Annotated in this window: 18 protein-coding genes; 3 read left to right on the forward strand and 15 right to left on the reverse strand. The window is 44.3% G+C overall.

Translation table 11 applies throughout. From position 1 onward, the window contains the following. The first annotated feature begins 57 nt into the window (after positions 1-57). Positions 58-1095: a sulfotransferase domain-containing protein gene (locus tag AT746_RS12830; protein ID WP_062480903.1), complete on the forward strand. Its 1038-nt coding sequence runs from the start codon at positions 58-60 to the stop codon at positions 1093-1095. Positions 1096-1396: 301 nt separating this feature from the next. Continuing rightward, positions 1397-2170 (forward strand): sulfotransferase domain-containing protein, encoded by a 774-nt coding sequence (locus tag AT746_RS12835; RefSeq protein WP_156413690.1) that lies wholly within the window; start codon positions 1397-1399, stop codon positions 2168-2170. A gap of 327 nt (positions 2171-2497) precedes the next feature. Here the strand turns inward: AT746_RS12835 and AT746_RS12840 are convergent, their stop codons facing one another. After that, on the reverse strand, positions 2498-3622 hold the full coding sequence (locus AT746_RS12840) for a hypothetical protein (protein ID WP_062480907.1): 1125 nt from the start codon (positions 3620-3622) through the stop codon (positions 2498-2500). A 195-nt stretch (positions 3623-3817) separates the two neighbouring features. Here AT746_RS12840 and tnpB point away from each other — a divergent pair, with 195 nt between their 5' ends. Next, positions 3818-4039, forward strand: coding sequence for an IS66 family insertion sequence element accessory protein TnpB (gene tnpB, locus AT746_RS12845; RefSeq protein ID WP_257721068.1), 222 nt, complete (start codon positions 3818-3820; stop codon positions 4037-4039). 452 nt (positions 4040-4491) lie between these two features. On the opposite strand, the gene AT746_RS12850 is transcribed toward tnpB, so the two are convergent. The 14 genes from AT746_RS12850 to AT746_RS12915 form a co-directional block, all read right to left on the reverse strand. After that, complete coding sequence (locus tag AT746_RS12850; RefSeq protein ID WP_062480911.1) at positions 4492-5958, reverse strand: hypothetical protein; 1467 nt, start codon at positions 5956-5958, stop codon at positions 4492-4494. Next, the gene (locus tag AT746_RS12855) at positions 5948-6466 is read right to left on the reverse strand and encodes a hypothetical protein (protein WP_062480913.1); all 519 of its coding nucleotides are present in this window, start codon (positions 6464-6466) and stop codon (positions 5948-5950) included. Before AT746_RS12855 ends, AT746_RS12850 begins: the two co-directional genes overlap by 11 nt. Then, a complete protein-coding gene (gene asnB / locus AT746_RS12860) occupies positions 6463-8340 on the reverse strand; it encodes an asparagine synthase (glutamine-hydrolyzing) (RefSeq protein WP_062480915.1) in 1878 nt (625 codons plus the stop codon). Before asnB ends, AT746_RS12855 begins: the two co-directional genes overlap by 4 nt. Before the next feature lie 3 nt (positions 8341-8343). Further along, positions 8344-9423 (reverse strand): hypothetical protein, encoded by a 1080-nt coding sequence (locus AT746_RS19845; RefSeq protein WP_156413691.1) that lies wholly within the window; start codon positions 9421-9423, stop codon positions 8344-8346. 62 nt (positions 9424-9485) lie between these two features. Further along, positions 9486-9845: a hypothetical protein gene (locus AT746_RS12870; RefSeq protein ID WP_156413692.1), complete on the reverse strand. Its 360-nt coding sequence runs from the start codon at positions 9843-9845 to the stop codon at positions 9486-9488. Then, a complete protein-coding gene (locus AT746_RS12875) occupies positions 9829-10815 on the reverse strand; it encodes a stealth family protein (protein WP_062480922.1) in 987 nt (328 codons plus the stop codon). The genes AT746_RS12870 and AT746_RS12875 overlap by 17 nt, the downstream gene beginning before the upstream one ends. Next, positions 10812-12266, reverse strand: a complete 1455-nt coding sequence (locus AT746_RS12880) for a CDP-glycerol glycerophosphotransferase family protein (protein ID WP_062480924.1) — start codon at positions 12264-12266, stop codon at positions 10812-10814. Before AT746_RS12880 ends, AT746_RS12875 begins: the two co-directional genes overlap by 4 nt. Positions 12267-12304: 38 nt before the next feature. Then, positions 12305-13030: an SDR family NAD(P)-dependent oxidoreductase gene (locus tag AT746_RS12885; RefSeq protein WP_062480926.1), complete on the reverse strand. Its 726-nt coding sequence runs from the start codon at positions 13028-13030 to the stop codon at positions 12305-12307. Beyond that, positions 13023-14366, reverse strand: coding sequence for an AMP-binding protein (locus AT746_RS12890; protein ID WP_062480928.1), 1344 nt, complete (start codon positions 14364-14366; stop codon positions 13023-13025). The genes AT746_RS12885 and AT746_RS12890 overlap by 8 nt, the downstream gene beginning before the upstream one ends. 2 nt (positions 14367-14368) lie before the next feature. Then, positions 14369-14629 (reverse strand): acyl carrier protein, encoded by a 261-nt coding sequence (locus AT746_RS12895; protein ID WP_082633265.1) that lies wholly within the window; start codon positions 14627-14629, stop codon positions 14369-14371. Next, positions 14626-15216 carry a UDP-4-amino-4,6-dideoxy-N-acetyl-beta-L-altrosamine N-acetyltransferase gene (pseH, locus tag AT746_RS12900; protein WP_156413693.1) on the reverse strand — a complete coding sequence of 197 codons (591 nt, stop codon included), beginning with the start codon at positions 15214-15216 and terminating at the stop codon, positions 14626-14628. The genes AT746_RS12895 and pseH overlap by 4 nt, the downstream gene beginning before the upstream one ends. 1 nt (position 15217) lies before the next feature. Next, a complete protein-coding gene (pseG, locus tag AT746_RS12905) occupies positions 15218-16270 on the reverse strand; it encodes a UDP-2,4-diacetamido-2,4,6-trideoxy-beta-L-altropyranose hydrolase (protein ID WP_082633267.1) in 1053 nt (350 codons plus the stop codon). Positions 16271-16320: 50 nt separating this feature from the next. Further along, positions 16321-17364, reverse strand: coding sequence for a pseudaminic acid synthase (gene pseI / locus AT746_RS12910; protein WP_062480934.1), 1044 nt, complete (start codon positions 17362-17364; stop codon positions 16321-16323). Beyond that, on the reverse strand, positions 17351-17908 hold the full coding sequence (locus AT746_RS12915; protein WP_156413694.1) for a hypothetical protein: 558 nt from the start codon (positions 17906-17908) through the stop codon (positions 17351-17353). The genes pseI and AT746_RS12915 overlap by 14 nt, the downstream gene beginning before the upstream one ends. Positions 17909-17920 lie beyond the last annotated feature (12 nt).

Raw genomic sequence — 17920 nt, forward strand, 5'->3', positions numbered from 1 at the left:
GAACCTGTAAAATCATATGCAACCCTTCCCCCCAAAATTATAAAGCAGAGTTTTAAAATGACAGATGAAAATCTAATCAGAAAACTAAAAAGCGATGAAATAAAAATACATATCTTCATTAGTAAAACCACAAATAAGTTTAATAACTTTCTTGACGGAGCAGGATTAAACCCAAAATCAGACAAATTTACTTGGCACTGCAACAATAAATTTGAATATCATAAAATCATTAACGTTAAACATGAAAAACCACCCTTACTAATCTTTGACAGGATTTCTTCAGCGCAGAGCATAACTGAAGTCATTTCAGAATTTTGTGAATATGAAAAACTTTTCTTCAATGGAAAAAAATTAATCACGCCTCACGAAGGAAATACCCTTAGAAATAAACGTGTTGGATTGATAGCTATGCCCAAAAGCGGTAGCTCCTGGTTAAAAGCTGCATTTGAGAACGCCTTACTTAGCGATGACTATAGGTGTTTTGGTGGCTCCTGGGCGCATGGAGAAGGACAACAATTATCTATTCCTGTATTTTCAAGCTTTATCAATCGTGGGGGGCTAATGAAATCGCATATTTCACCAACCAAATTTAACCAGAAAGTACTGGAAGATGGCTTAAGTCGATGCCCTGATTTTAAATTAATCCTACATCTTCGCGATCCAAGACAAGCCCTGGTGTCATGGATTAAATTTGAAGATAAAATGAAGGGACCATTGAAAACATACCTTCACTCAAAGAAAGAGTATAATGTTCAAGACAAATTTGAATATTTTTACCAGGTATTCTATCTCACCATGGTTGACTTCATTCAAGGGTGGTCTGAATTACTTGACTCCAGTCAGCTAATTTCAAACACTCTAATTACAACTCAAGAGGAACTAAAAAACCATCCACAAAGTCTTAACGAAAAGCTATCAAATTGGATTGGCTTGTCGCCTGGTAACCTGGCGATAGATGAAAAACCAGTGGAAGGTGAGCTTCACTTCAGAAAAGGCCGTACAGATGAGTGGAAAGGATTCTTTAGTAAAGAACAAATAAACAAACTGAACCAAGTACTCCCCGTCGCAATAAGAGAAAAATTCTTATGGGAATAGTTTTAATCATAAACATACTAAATAAAAACATAAATTTTATTACATTTAGCTCTAAGTCTAGGTTAAGGCGTCGTTATTTTTGTGAAAGAATATTTTTTTAATATGGGAAGTATATTTCCCTTTATCAAACAAGAATTATGCCTTATAAAGAAGGTCATACCGAATGATGAAAGCTATTGAAGCCATATTGGCGAATTGAATGCACAGAGGTTATAAAAAGCGGGTTCAAATAAGCTAAAAAATAGATAAAAATTACGAAAAGAACTTCTCTCTAGTCGTCGTTATAATTCTAGGGAGAAAGATGTCTGAGGTAGAGGAAAATAATATGAAAAGAAAGAGCTTTCTTCTCTGTGTAGGCAGCCAGAAAAGTGGTACCACTTGGTTACATAAACAGCTATCTATGCATAATGAAGTCAACTTCGGATATGCTAAAGAGTATCATTACTTTGATTATCTATACCTAGACAGCCACAAAAAGAAACTTGGCGGACTTTTAAGTAAAAATAAAAAATACTCGGACAATGATAAAAACTGGCACCCTGAATTCTTCATCAGGAAAGATTATTATTTTGAGTACTTCATTAAACTACTAGAATCCCGCAAAGAGACGACTTTAACTGGCGACTTTACTCCAGAGTATGCGTTACTTTCCTTAGATAATTGGCGGGAAGTATTCAATGCATTCTCAAAACTTGATCTAAACATTAAAGTTTTGTTCATCATGCGAGATCCATTGGAGAGAATTTGGTCGGCTTGTAGGATGCATCGAAAATTAAAGCCTGAATTATTCTGCTTAAATGATGAAGTTATCTCAGATGACCAGTATATCAACCTCAATTACAACAGAAAAGACATAGAAGAACGAACAAGATACGAGAAAACCATTTCCACTTTAGATGCCGCATTGGAAAAATCACAGATGATGTATGCGCTGTACGAAGAGCTACATACGGAACAGTTTAGAAAAGATCTTGGTAAATTTCTGGAACTCGAAAACGTAAGTCTGGACACAAAGAAAAGATACAATAACCAGGAAAAAGTGCAAACTATAAGTGAAAAACATCAAGGGCAGTAGTATCTTATTATAGCGAAACATATAAATTTATGATTGAAAGATTTCCTGAAAAAAATATTAACAAACTATGGAAGTCATTGGATTACTTAAATTTGTGACTTCTTTTACCTATAAACGGGTCAGCAGAAGAAAGCAGGTACTATCGAATTGGTGCGTACGTAAACGGCAGACGACAACTTAATCTCACTAAGCTGAGAAGATAAAAAATCCATTGACCACCGCAGTACTGGAACTATTGGCTATCGGTTTATAACTGTTTGGTCATGTGTCTTTCCTGATTTTTATACAACTGAAATGCCACATATTTCTAAACGCTATGCATCAAAACTAAATAGATTTCGTTAGGCCATGACTGAACCTATACTCATCCAAAGCATGATTTAGCCTCTTGATATCTATATTGTCCTCATAGAGCATATATGTATTTATCAATGTATTGACGTTGGAATACATGATTTCGCATAACTGTTGAAAAATCTCAGATTTACGTTGACTGGCAATTAATACTATTTCGACACCAGAGCCAATAAGATCTTTGGGCGCATGAACTACTTGTCCATCAATTACTTCCCCCCATTTATTTTTGTCATTATCAATAAATCCCCACATATTTTTTTCGAGATCACTATCTCTTAGGATTGAACGATAATGCTTTTCATAATGTATGGATGTCCCCCACACTGCAAATTTTTTGCTGTTGATATGAGAACTCATTTTCTTTAGTTTTTCGTTGTACCTTGCCGTTTGGCTATAACCATGTTCAATTATATTAGATGAAACTTCTACATCTTCTAGTTTTCTACAGGCAAAAACTAGACAATACTTTTCTTTTGAATCAAGGATGATAGGGCCGTTTAAATCACCATGAAACTTGAAAAAAGTATTTGAATGAGCGCGATTGCAAACATATAACTGGAATTCTCCAAAGCCGTTTTTCAAATAGAATTGTGCGAGTGACTGAGGATTGTATGAAGAAAAATGTGGCTTAAGAGGATCTATCATAAACGTATGAATAGCTAGACCGCCTATAGTAAGCAGATTGACAACATTTTTTAAAGATTGAGCTCTATCGAATACGTGATATCCCGTTGTACCATCCAGTAAAAGAGAGGCCGTAGCATACATCTGCTTAGGAACAGGATCAGACAAATCATGAATATATGCATATGGAGTATTCTTTAAGAGGTCAAGGTTGATAATCTGTTTAAATCCAAGCATTTTAAATAAAACATTACATTCTAGATCCTTATCAAACCCCCTATTACTTTCACTATATAGGTCCTCTTCAGATATATCATTTAAATGTAAGCCATTTTTAACGCTGAACGCAACAACATCGCTTAATGAGCCACGAATAGTTTGTGTTCCATAAGTGATAACGCAATTATTATCATAATTTGTATTACCTAAAATATGTAATACAGCCTGTAAGTCCGACACAAACATTCCCATAGAGGTTCCTTGTTTAATTACTAGTCATATATCAGGTAATAGTGCTATTGACATATTGCCGAGGTCAAGGGATATCATCCATTTATTTATTGCATCTTCGAAATTGCTAAACCTGAACCACCAAACTGGCATCTTCTGATAATCACAGGAATTGCCAGTGCGTGTCCGATATCCAGTCAGCTTAAAGTCGCGCTGGTGGGTGGCTCTAACGATATGCGCAAAGCCACTGATGGCCTGAACAATATTGTTGCCTATGACCTGGAACAGGAAGCCAGTTTGGAGCAACTCTTTGTGTTCTTTGACCGCAGCCGTGATGAAGATAAAATTCTGCAGTGTGTCAATAACGGCTTCAGGCTGTACTACCATCGTTTAGAAAAGGCCCCTTTCAATGGCCCTGCATTAAGGATTACAAACTGACGCTGACCATTATCCAAGGCCATGTCTAAAAGCAAAACAGAAAAAGCCGACGACTTCACGGCCTTCGATTATCTGACTTACCTTTGTAAAGAACTGCCCAGCCTCTAACCAAGTGATGTTTCCGACCATCTCTTGCCGTGGAACTTCGTTAAAAGCTAGACAGTTATCATCGGACGCTTGCATTGATACGAGTAATCGTAGGGCGCACTGCCCGACCAAGCCTTCTGGGTAATCTCTCCCACTCAAGCATTGCCTTGCCCGCAAAAAAACCAAAAAAAACAGCTGATTGTGTTATTGATACTTGGTAAGCAGTATTTGGAGATTTATTCCTGGGTCGGTGTTGAAATCCAACTTTACTGCTATTTCAGTCTTTTCTTTGCGTTCCAATGCACGATACCAATACAACAAATACTTACGGTAACAAGCCCGGTTGTCAGGCAGACCTTACAACATTAGATACGTTCTACTGAATCAAAAATATTTTGCCACTTGTCACTGATCCAGTTCAGGTCAAAAAGCTTTGCCGCCTCTTTGCGATTGTGCTGCTTCTGGTTTTCAGACAATAACCTGACATCCTGTCCTTCAAGCAGTTCATTGGAGTCTAAAACAATCAGATTAAACTTTTCGCTAATATGAGACCACAAGCTTTGATTGGACTTATTCAGATATACCGTTGCCCCCGTGTATAGCAGCGCATAGATGGTTGATAAGGCGATCTGTGTATGGGTATGCATGATGGCCACATCAATACTACTGAGCCATCTGGCAAATGGTCCCGGAGCCATATACTCAGAGAGCACCTCATTTCTAGGGAAATGTTGCCTGACCATTGCTGCAACGTTTTTTGCATATGCCCTATCGCCGTATGAAATTGGCAGCACTAACTCAATTTGTTGCTTCTGATCCTTGAGTGCCTTGAGGACCAGTGTGTGGTTTAGCTCTGCCACGGCACTTTGGCCCACCATAACGCGCCAGATCTCCTTGGGCTGACACTCATGCAAATCGTTTGCGGGTAACGGATTAGGATAAAAGCCATTGAAGCACCGACCATGAAAACCATATCGCTTTTGTGCGCTTTCTCTATCATACCCCATAAAGGTTACCAGGTTGGCAAACCCTACTTTACTCTGAACAATCATATCGTCGATAAAACTCCCTTTAGGGGAGATACTGTGGATATCGCGTCCCCAGGCAACCCAGGTTGCGCGCTTTAGCAGGGCCGGATCCATCAGAAAGGGAAATCTGGCAAGATTAAAATATCCATGTACCATCACATGCTGACTTTGAGCGACTGCTTTAGCGGTCTTTCTGACATCAGATAAGAATGCGGGATACCAGTTGCCGTTTTCATAACGTACTTCTGGCGCGTCCATACTAAACCCTTCTTGCATAGGGGTTTCGGGAAAGGTTTTACGGACTAAAAAATGATGTTTTCTGCGCCTGTCCTTAGTCAAAAGATCTTTAAAGGCAGTGGCAAAAACTCCTTTGGGAACAATGTGCAGGTAGTCATAGCGGCTTCTGCCGGTTACCAAATAGTAATATTTAAACACTTGGTATAAAGCTTGGTAAGCGTTCAACCGCAATCGCTGTAACAATCGGTTTTCGTGCTTTTTCAGCAGTTCGCTGCAATGTATGAACGGGATCCCAGTCGACACTAACTGCTGGCTAATTGCTTCAAAGTACTGGCTGGTCACTATGATTAATTCAGGTGAGAGGATCGGGCATTTAGTTGGTGAGTAAACGGGTATGCCATGAAAGTAATTGCCATGTTTAGTTTTATCATTGTCGATAAAGCCGATGATGTTTAGCCTGCTCTCAAATGCCTCTATAAATTCAGCACCTAGCTGAGAAGCGCCAAATAATACAATGCGCTTTTCAGATAATTCGCTAAGCCGGTGCTTTTCGTGTTTAGCCATCATCTTTCAAGCACCGTGCACAGTCAGAATAAAGTGCCTTGAGATTTTGTGTGTCGGCTCTGCGCGCAAACTCATCCCATACTTCAGCGCTGTCAGGAAACTCAAAAAGCAATTCCGTTAACAGTGTCTCATCATCTTGAGATAACGCATCAGCCAGCTTAGCCCCGACAATCTCAGACTGGGACAACCGAAAGACCAACCCAATCAGCGATGGATAACGTTCGGAAATTATGTCAAAGATTTTTCTTTCAAAAGCAATGCTGGCAATAACTATAAGATCGGGTTTTTCTTCACCCTCAAGAAAAGAAACAGGATATACCTCTCTGCCATCAACACTCTTTCTTTCATTAATAGAGGAATCTACAATTCCTCGGAGCTCTATGTCAGGAAATTGCTGCTCAATCAGTGTGGCTAGCTGATCACCAACCTGACCTGCTCCCCATATTACTGCGCTTTTTATATCGGGACGTGATGTCAGGAACCTTGATACTCTCTGTGTAAGTAGGCTCATAATAGACCGGTTCCTTTGTCCAGGATCGCCAGATTGATCAATGGCCAAAACATCCCCATCTGCTCAAATTCTTTACTCTCATGGCAATGATTTACGGCTCTCTGCAATGCCTTGCCATCGAACAGCGAAGAGTCCCTGACGATTGAGTCATTGGCGAAAGAAACGACCCATTCACCTAGTCCCTGTTTTAGCCACCGATAAAAAGGAGGAGAAAAACCCGACTTATCAGTTCGCTTTCGAATACCCTCAGGGATAAATGGAAAGTGATCTCGCAGCAAAGATTTAGTTCTTCCTCCTGAAAGCTTTAACTGGCTATCTGCTTTAAATGCAGCCAATACAAAACGATAATCTAAAAAAGGGGAACGGACTTCAACGGAATGGCTCATGGATAAGCGATCATAGTTTCTGAGGATATAGGGCAAGGTAAAGTAATGAAAATCCTCATACAGCTTTTGAAACAACATGGTTTCCTGTTTGTAGGTTTCTGAATTCCGTTCGTTTACAATGTCATTACTGAAATGACTTGTCCCTCGAAGCAAGCTTCTGAGGTATAACTTCTTGCTACCCAGTTTATGATGTAAATCCTCCGAAGACATGGGAGCCTGTAAAAGACTGCTCCTGACAAAAGCACTGCCAGCTCCCGGGCGCATGTCACCTAATGCTTTTATCAAGGTTGCCATGATTTCAGGCGAAGCCCGGTTTCTCATCACATCGCCCAGGTATACCGTCAGGTGTCGGTGATAACCTGCTAAAAGTTCATCACCACCGTGCCCCTCCAGCGAGACTTTGTAACCATCCTCATGCATGGCCTGGTACACTTTCCATTGACCGACAATGGGGAGGTCATTGACATCCTCTAAAGCAAGACAGCTCTTTTCAACATGTTCCAATACATCGTCTTCTGAAACACTCACCCGTCTATAATCAAGCTGATGAGTATCAACCACTAATTTCGCCCAGTGATATTCATCCATATCACTATCAACGAAGGAGCCGATAAAAGACCTTAGCTGTTTTGCTTCTTTAATACCGGGTAGGGTTGCCAACCTGGACGTCACAGCAGAGGAATCCAACCCCCCGCTCAATGCTGTTGCAATTTTAACATCTGTACGTGTTCTGATTTCACAGGCCTGACTAAACAGGTACTGCAAATCTTCCGCTGTTGATGGAAGGTCCTGCAGCTCTGTCAACTGGTCATAAGTATTCCACCAACGCTTATGTTCCGGCCCTTTCTGAGTGACGATCAAATACTCACCCGGAAGTAACTTATCAACATCTTTGTATAACGTCTTTCGTTCAGACTCCACGGCCTCTGGATACAACATCAGAAAACTGGCCTGCTCCGCACAAACCTCCAAGCCTTGAGGGTGGCAACGAAATGCTTTTTGTTCAGAGGCAAAAGCAAAGTGTTCACCATCATATCGATAATAAACTGGCTTCACGCCAAAACGGTCACGGGCAAGAAATAGCTGTCTTTTACGCTGGTCCCAAATCGCGAAGGCCCACATACCGTTTAATCTGCTGAGACAATCTATCCCCCAATGTTGATAGGCTCTCAGAAGTACCTCAGTGTCAGAAGTCGTTCTGAATACATAGCCAAAAGACTGCAATTCATGTCTTAGCTCGGGGTAGTTATAAATTTCTCCATTAAACGTCAGTATTAAACTTTTATCCTCAGAAACAAACGGCTGATTAGCCGCTCGTGATGTATCGACAATAGAAAGACGGCAATGACCTAATCCGAGGTGGCGGTGATCTGAAAAATACACGGACTGGGCATCCGGCCCCCGGTGGCTAAGTGACTGATTAAATCTCTCCAGCACGTTATCAGGGATAGGGGTTTGATACTGAAGAATCCCGCTTATACCACACATACATCAATCGCTTTTATTATCTAACAGTTCAGGAAAATTCGTCTTGATATTATTCGTCACATTTAATGACACCACGTGCTTTTTGATAGCATCACGATATTGCTGTAATTTAATTGGAGTTAATTGGCGCACCTGCTCTGCAATCTGCTTTACAGACTCCTGGCCAAAGCTCATTCCAACACCGTATTTATCGGTAAAGTAACGCATATCTTCAGAAAAGCTGGTGATCACTGGTAGCCCCGCATACAAAAATTCAAAATATTTATTGGGTAAGCAGTACCGGTTCTGGCTATCGTTAACCTCCATTAAGTAAAGTCCAACATCATACTCACTGCAGGTTTCAATAATTTCATCTGGATGCACTGGAGGGATGATACGCACATTTTTCATACCTTTTATCCGGTGCTTTAACTCCTCAAAATACTTATTCCCGGGAGTGGTAACCAACATCATATCCAGCGAATAGCCTTCACCTAATTCAGCCATCAGTTCAATCATTTTTTCCAGACCGCGGTTTCTAAACGCATTGCCGTGGTGAATTAACCGAACCGGTCGCCCCTCGATAGACCGCTCTTGTGGGGAGATGTAAAGGTCTTCTCTTGGATAGCTCGGAAACAAGCCTATTGGACAACCAATCAGTGCCTCATAAAGTTTTACAATCGATGGTGAAACCGTTACGCAACGATAGACCTTGGGCATATGCCGCAGGCAAATATGTCTGGCTAGCTTACCAACAGTTTTTGCCCACGCTTTGTTATCAGAAAACTCCATCGGATAGTATTCTCTGGCATCAAATATCACGCGCGTTTTATGAAAATTGCTGAAGTGTGGAAGTAAATACAAGTCATGAACGAAAATGTAATCAAACTGCCCATCGACCACCGTCGGCATGATGAAACGTTTAGCTTCAACGTGTGCTGCAATGTGACACCATCCAGACTCTGTCGCAACTCGCCCTAACCACCTTAAAAAAGGCGAACCTGGAGAGCGCCTAAGATAGCCAAAACGCTGCGGGTCATTATCTTCATCGAGCGCTGGAGGGCACAAATACTGGCAGTCATGGATTTTGCTAAGCGTTAACATTAATCGCCTAGCTCTGGGACACTTCAATAGTGGCGTTTTAAAAACAAACAGGATTCGTTTGCTCATAGCCACGTCTCTAAACTTATGAAGCGCCCTTCAAAGCCCCTATTCCGGCATTGCTGCATAATCTCTTCGGCATACGCCTCACTCGCAATAATCAGGAAAGCTGCTGAATCCATGTTTACCACCTCAGATGCTGGTTTGATTGGCTTACCTAAGAGTCGGTGCTCACCTTCTGGTATCGAAGAATCAAACCATGAGGAAATCCTGATTTGCGCTTCATCAAGACGCTGAACAATGGCCAGTCCGAGGTCTCCGCAGCCAAACACAGCAACCTCCTTAAGGTTCAGGGACATTGCTTCATTAACCAAAATCTTATCTGGTGGGCTGAAAAAACGGAGCACCTTATTCAACCACATCATTTAGTCCTTTCTCGGAAAGTAATGGGGTAGGAAACAGTTCATACAGACGCGTTTTTACCTCAGGCATCCTTTTAGTCAGAGACTGATATTCATTCAAGCAAAACATTTTTCTCTCACCGTGCGCGATCAGATCGAACAAAAAAGCAATTTTTTCCTTAGAACCCTCTCTGCACAGTTGGAAACTGAAATGCACCATTGATCCGGTATCCTGGCGCCTCCCAAGCTGATTTTTAACGCAGAAGTGATTAAATAATGACTCCAGGATAAATTGCGACTCATGTCGGAAACGGTGCTGTAGATTATTTTCAAAAGATTCAGAGAACTGTGTTTCCAACGTCTGAACCAGCGTCTTGTCAAAAGGTAAGAAACCATGGCTTGGTACCAGAATTTCTGAATGGCTATAGTTCATCATCTTTGCCCCATTGATAATCCCCCTCTGCCAGAGGGTTTCCCCATAAGGACTTTTCATGGCTGTCCAGTCTGCATAAATCACAGGTCGTCCACCATCATCAAAGAAGAAATCACGTTGAACAGGGGCTCCGAACATAATGTCGTCATTACCAAGGAGGTAGTACCGGCTCAGTTCCGGAATATGATGAACCCGCGTGGCCAGAGCTCTGGAGTTAAAGGTGGGTAGGTAATGTGCCTTTCCTCGAAAGAGCTTCTTATGATCAACGATGACAATGCGATCCAGCGCAAGCTTGTCTTCATCCAGAAACGCTGGCACTTGCTCGTCGGTAACAAGGTGAATTTTCCTATACCAGGGGGAAAACTGCTTGATTGACCTCAGACAAAACCGCAGCTCATCATGTTGGACAAAGCGTTTATCATCGGTTGATTGCTCAGCGTTATGGGCAGATTCCAGACTAAAATCAGACAGATATTGAGACCGCTTCTGGCGATGAGCAGGATCGTTGCCGTCAACCCAAAAGATCACAAAATCAATGTCTGAGGGAGTATTACCAGTCATGCTACGGCTCTTATATAAGCAGTAATATCAGGCAGCGATGGCTGACGACGGATAGCGAACTTTTCAATCAGTGCATCACGTTCATACTTGAAGGCATCTTTTCCCTCTGTCAGTTCACGTAATGTTGCAATCAGCGCGGTCTCAGTTGTAACCAGCGGCCCGGCAATAAAGTCACTATCTTTAATCATCGGCTCGCCCCGCACATGACGATAGGCTTCTTTATCATATTGGTAATAGACAATTGGCTTGTCCAACACCAAAAAGTCGAGTGCAACAGACGAGTAATCTGTAATCAGCACTTCCGCATCAGCTAACCAGGGATAGATATTGCGGGCACTGGGAAAAAGAAACAAACGGGTATAGCCGGGAATGGCTTGTAATGTATCAGCATCACCTTTTAACCCCATAGCATCCCTGAACTTTCTGGAAATAAAAGGATGAAATTTAAAGATCAGTGTTTTGTCATATTGTTGACATAGGCTTTCCAACGCATCGAAGTTCAGGAGGTAGCTGTTGTCACCACTATCTCGATAGGTAGGCATATAAACCCATATACCCTGGCTATTTTTTGTGAAGGAGTCAAATACCTCTTCGGAAATGGAATTTAACCAATTACGTTGATGTTTTGGCTGTAAAAGAGCATCGCATCGCGGATAGCCATAATCCAGATACTCCTCAGCCCTGAATATATGTGGAAACCTGTGCTCATTAAACCATCGCGAACTGGATACAAAAGCGGTGTCACAAATGTTGGGAAAATGCGCGTTACCAGCGAGCGATTTGTAGGGTAATCCATGCCAGAGCTGTACAACAGGTTTATGCAGACGCACCTCTGAGAAAAGTAAGCTGGTGTATTCGTGATCGATAACAATCACCCTTGCGCGCAGCAGCACCCAATATGCCCGCCAACCCGATTGGATTCTTACAGCAAGATCACCATCCATGGCTTGCCCTTTCAGATTTATCCCTAAAAGTTCGGCATCATCAGGGTGCATGCCAGCGTAATAATGCCAGGCCAACAACAGGTTCGTGTCGACAAATTCTTCAGCATAAAAAACCGCTTTTTTGGCCGGCAGAATGCGACAAAGCGTGCGAATAGAAAAACGCAGGGCTTGCTCAGCCATGTCTTTGATGAGGTCAGCCAGTGATAGTCTGAAAGGCGTTAGCTTCTGATTACCACGGTGACAGAGAATGGCCTCTTTTCTGAATCCTTTTTTGACTAAGCCACGGCAGATCTCAGCCTGAAAAGGCCCTTCAGCCACGATGACCTGAATATCTCCGTTAGCCTGTTCCGCATGGTTGATAATGTCGCGCCCTTGCTTGAGGTTATCTACCATTGCGACAACCTTCACATTGTCTTCACGCAGGTGCTGTGCAAGAGCCCTGCCCGCCGGATTAGCGGGAGCGACATACACCGACTTGCCTGAAAACTGGGAAAACCGTTCGCTCATTAACCTCTATCCATTACCACCGCACAAAACCATACAGCTTATGCGGTGCTACCAGCATCTACCGTCATTACCGTACCGGTAATGGCGCCAGCCTGCTCACTAAGTAAATAAACCACCATGGCTGCGGCATCATCTGGTGTAGCCAGTTTTCCTAACGCGCTGCGACGCTCAATCTTCTTCAGATTCTCATCGCTCAGATTCTGAGTCATATTAGTTTGCATATACCCGGGCGCAACAGAGTTAACCGTAATACCTGCTTTTCCAACTTCTCTTGCCAATGAGCGGGAAAATCCCTCTAATCCAGCTTTAGTCGCCGCATACACACTTAACCCATTAAATCCGGTTTGAGCAATAATCGAAGAGATATTCACAATCCGGCCTACCCGATTCAACAGCATGGACCGCAACAAATACTTACTCATTAGTATCGGCGCCTGCAAATTAAGGTTGAGTAATTCAGTAATCTGACTGTTATGCAGGGTGGCTAATACTCCATCATGACCAACCGCAGCATTATTAATCAGTGCATAAGGACGGCCGTGTTTCTTTAGCAATGACTGACACAGTGCAGGGATAGCATTAAGGTCGCTTAAATCAGCACTGGCAAAAGTCAGCTTATCAGACTGCATTTTCAGCAATTCACTTAATGGCTCAGAACAGTGTCGCGACAACGCCACGACTCTATAGTCCTGCTCCAGCAAGGCTCTTACAATGGCCAGCCCCAATCCCTGACTCGCACCTGTGACGATAACCACATTACTCACTCGGTTGTCTCCTATCGATCTTGCCTGTCTCATTGGTTTTTATCTGTTTGACGAAATCAATCCGCATCGGAACCTGGTAGCGCGCCAGGCGCTGCATACATTGCAAGATGATTTTCTTTTTCAATGCTGTCAGCTCAGTGTCGGCTTCTGCCACCACTTCAGCACTGACTAAGCTACCCATCACACTGCTCTTTGATCCGTAGACTCTGGCACTCAAAACCCCTTCAATAGACAATATAACCTGCTCTACCTGCTGAGGATGCACTTTATTACCCCCAACATTGATCACACCACCTGCACGCCCCAAAAAGTACACACGCCCATCAATAATCTCGACCATATCCTCGCTGTCAATGTATCCCTGCGCATCCATGCGATTTTTAACACCTGATTTGGGGAGCTGAAGAGGTTTTATGCATAAGTGGTGGTGAGCATTTATCTTAAGCTTTACACCGTAATACCCATCTTTGAGCCAGGCTTCAGGAAATCCAGCCTTTCCATCACTCACAGAGAATCCCACCCCGGCCTCAGTGGAAGCATATATATGGATGATCCTCGCCTCGCTAAAGCGAGCACGCAGCATATTCAGCAGCCCCTGATCGGCAATTTCACCTCCTAGTGTCAACTGGCTCAGAGGCAGAGTTTCCAGCTCTCCACTCAGCAATAACTGACGCCACATACTTGGTGTAGCGGAGAGTGCTGTTGTTGTTGCAGCCCTTAATAGCTTGATTCTACGGGAAATATCACCATCGCTGGCGTCGACTATAGATGCACCACTTAACAACCCCTGTAGCAACACCTGTAAACCAGCAAAGCGAAAGGGTTGATATAGCAATCCCCATCTCAAAGGCATTTGCTCAAGGTTCACACGAACAGAGGCAGTGAGACCAGCTAGTTGATGAGCTATCCATTTTGGTTTACTGGTGGTGCCTGATGTTGCGATATACCAGTGTGTAACGACGTGCTGTCCCTCAGGCAAGGAAGTGTCCCGTTTTACATCACTCTGTAGTCCAGCCCAAAACTGACAATCATCAGGTAACTGTGGAGCATCATCCTCTGGAAGCAAATACAAAGCCGCAGACCAACCATCAAAGGCAAGCAGTAATCTGACAAAATCATTCAATCCCTGATAGCGGATAGCCACGGTCGCCCCTCGCAAATGAGGCTCCTTAGCGCGAATCAGCTCTGCTTCAGCAATAATCCTGGGCAGGGATATAGTATTAAGGTTGGGGTCACTAACCGAATCAACAGGCTTTGAGCTGGCTTCTAACAACTCTCCATTGACGCTATCATCAGCGCTTTCATAAAGCTCCTTGAGTCTGTGCAGTAGCTGCATCGCTACTCCCTGTTTTTTTCAGAATACTGACGATAAATCGAGACAAACTCACCAAATGTGCTCGGATAAACCGGAATGGCCATTTGAGTAAAGGGATCAAAACCGAGCTCTTCATCTAACTGGGCAACCAGCATTGCAAAACCGAGAGAATCCAGGCCACTTTGCAACAGAACAGTATCGTCATCAATCTCACTGACCAACTGACACTGGCTCAACTCTGCAACCTGCTCCATGGTATGGCGTATTTTCTGTTCAATGTTCACAATAGCTCCTGTTCAAAATCAATGAGTTGGGATGCTTCCCGAATTTGTGCCGGTAATTTTTTTAATATGCTTTGTCGCCGCTGCCGCCAGTCAGTTAATGGGTAACGAAAGCGATGTACCTCAAACGCTTTTCCTTCGCGCACACCACCATCCCGGCTTTCCAACGACTGATACTCAAACAACCTGTGCAATTTAATCACCGCCTGATTGAAACTCAGTACCTCTGCATACAGAGCTTCGGCCTTTGTATAATCTGCGACATAATCCAAAGCCGCCACCTCTAACAGCAATCCACTACCGGGCCAGATATCCGCTTCACCAAGATAACACCCCCACTCTGGCTCCTCTGTACCCAGACCACTGAAATTAAGCACGCCAATCGGACGGTCGTTTTGGTAAAAAACAAAGAACTGCCTGGTAGGATCCTGTTTTAAGGATTCAAACCAGCTCAGGTGCTCATGCCAAGGGATAGTTTTATCATTATGCATGTTGATGCGAATATGCGCCTGATTACGCCATTTCCACACCCTTTCCAGGTGGTGTTCATCAAACACCCTAAAAACTGACTTCGGATACGTTCGGCTCAACTTAACCACCTTTAAATCGCTTTCCGTCACTGCCAAGCATTGCCGACATAGATTCAAAAACTCTGCTACTCCCCATAGTATCGGCAAATTGCCCGGCTTTTTGATGCATGGTGGCCAGTTTGGAGGATTGCGACCACAGCATGACGGCGGTTTCAGCGAGCGCTTTGACAGACTCTCCCTGAGTCATATCAAAAACCTCACACCAGCCCTGCTGCTCAGCCTGAGCTGTCGCCAGCCGCTGATTCTCTGCGACCACTGCCAAAATAGAAGGAGTGCAACACGCAGCAAGCTCAAACTGACTCCCCCCCGCTGCGGATATGGCAAGTCGGGCTCTGGAAAAACAATCCGCCATTTGCTGATGATTGGGCAAGTGCTGAACGATCAGCCCTGTTCTCTTCAAAAAGTCATCCAACGCCATTCCGTCGCGATACGCTGCCCCGGTAATCACGCGCACAGACATACTGGCGCTAAGGCTTTCAAGTGCTTGCAGTAAAGAGAGTGTCATGCCTGATGGATCGCTACCACCAAAGCATATCACCAGATGGCTTCGCTCAGAAAAGGGCATTGGTTCTGTGATTCGGAACTCATGGCGAAGCACACGATAGGGTTCACCTATGCAGCGTTGCGCCGTGGCTGCGGTCTGATCGTAATTCAGCAGTGGCGCATGACTGGAACCATTGATCAGTAGGTCTGCGTAAAGCTGTCCTGAGTCATTATTGTCATCAAACAACGCAAACAATTTGCCCGTATTTTTGATAGCGAACCGATACGCCTGATCAAACTGGTAGCCATCCAACACAATCCAGTCTGCCTGGTCAAATTCGGGGAGTTGCTGCATCCACTGAATCTCTGCGTCCACTGAACAGTCTGGTACCGGTATAACCTTACCCACCCAGTCATGTCGGCTACGGCAAAAGGCCAGTGAAGACTCACTGACCAAAAAAGTGACTTTCACCTGGTTGAGATCAAGTTCTTGTGCCAGGGCAAGACAGCGCATCAAATGTCCCAGCCCCATTTCTGAATTACCGTCAGTACGAAATATAACTGAATCCATCTGACTCCCCGAAGGCTACTAATCAAAACCCATTGATCTATCTGTCAGGCTTAGGCAATTACGTCCCAGCTTAGTGGTGTTCCCTTACTCAAAGCGCATTTGGCAACTTTTCCCTGTACGCCATCCCAATACTTTGGAGCCAAACCAAAAGCCGGGCGTACGATACGTAAGTTTTCCGGTGAGAAGGGCTCTCCAGGTTGAATATCCCTGCATACGTAGATAGATCTTCTATATTGTCTGGCTTTTTCTTCAGCCTCAGTACCGCCATATCGGACTGCCCCCAAAGCTTGCCAGGCCCTTCGCGTCTCCGTCACCAAGGCCCTCAGTTCCGCAGGCTCCAGAGAAAACGCAGCATCCACACCTCCTGCGGCCCTATCCAGTACAAAGTGTTTTTCTATCACCTGAGCGCCTAGCGCAACGGCGGCAACGGCAGCCCCTATTCCGGCAGTATGATCACTCAACCCAACCTGTACCCCAAAGGTTTCCCGTAAGTTTGGAATAGTGCGCAAATTCGTATTGCCGGGCTCAGCAGGATAGGTACTTGTACACTTAAGCAAGATGATATCCTCACAACCTGCAGCTTTGGCGGTAGTCACTGCCTCCTCTATTTCAGCCAGTGTGGCCATGCCCGTAGACATGATCAGCGGCTTGCCCTTGCTGGCTGCAGCTTTTATCAGAGGCAGGTCCGTCAGTTCAAAAGAGGCAATCTTAAAACAGGGCACGTTCAGCCCGGCAAGAAAATCCACGGCCTGTTCGTCAAATGGAGAACTAAATGCTTCCATTCCCAGTTCCTTTGCTCTCTCAAACAAGGTCTGATGCCAGTCATAGGGAGTCGCTGCCTGAGCATACAAATCGTGTAACTTTCTGCCTGCCCAGAGGCTATCTTGCTCTTCAATGACGAATCCCGGTTCACTCACATCCAGCGTCATGCTATCGGCAGTAAAGGTTTGCAGCTTGATGGCATCGGCGCCGGCATCGGCTGCAGCGTCGATCATTTTCAGCGCCAAATCGAGTTGCTGGTTATGGTTGCCGCTTAATTCAGCAATGATAAAAGGCGGGTGTTCAGGCCCGATCTCTCTGTCACCGATTTGCATCTTCAGTCTCTTGTTCGAAAATAGAAACAATACTCTGTGCCAGTTCTTCAGCGGGCATGGGTTCAGGGTTCTCGGGGCTAACAGGATCGGTGGCATAGTCCGGCATCAGCATGCGTGGGTCCACCTCACCACAAATCACCAGACTGGGACAATCCACCGTTGCCGCGAGCCATTGCCCGTCCCCCGGCACAGTCACCAGCAGATCCGACGCCTTCAGCTTCATTAACTGATTGTGCAGGTTATGTGTCGTGTCCAGCGTCCAGGTGTGAAAACCCTGGTCAGCCAGACGATGTTGCAGCTCTTCAGCAAAAGGATAGGTCAGTCTTGCCTCCGCCCCCTCACACATCAGTGCAATCACTTTGGTGGATCTAGCCTGGTTTTTCAGGGCCTTATCTGCTGGCACTTCAATATTCATCTGCATCTGCAGGGCGTCAAAGCCACAGCAACTGCGCAGATAAAATTCCGGATAACCATTATCAGGCAACCACTCTCCCTGCCACCATGGACTATGCCAACGGGCCATGGAAAGAAAGGTGCTGCTCATATAATTTTCAGG

Origin of the sequence: Lacimicrobium alkaliphilum, from assembly GCF_001466725.1 — a bacterium.
GTDB lineage: Bacteria > Pseudomonadota > Gammaproteobacteria > Enterobacterales > Alteromonadaceae > Lacimicrobium > Lacimicrobium alkaliphilum_B.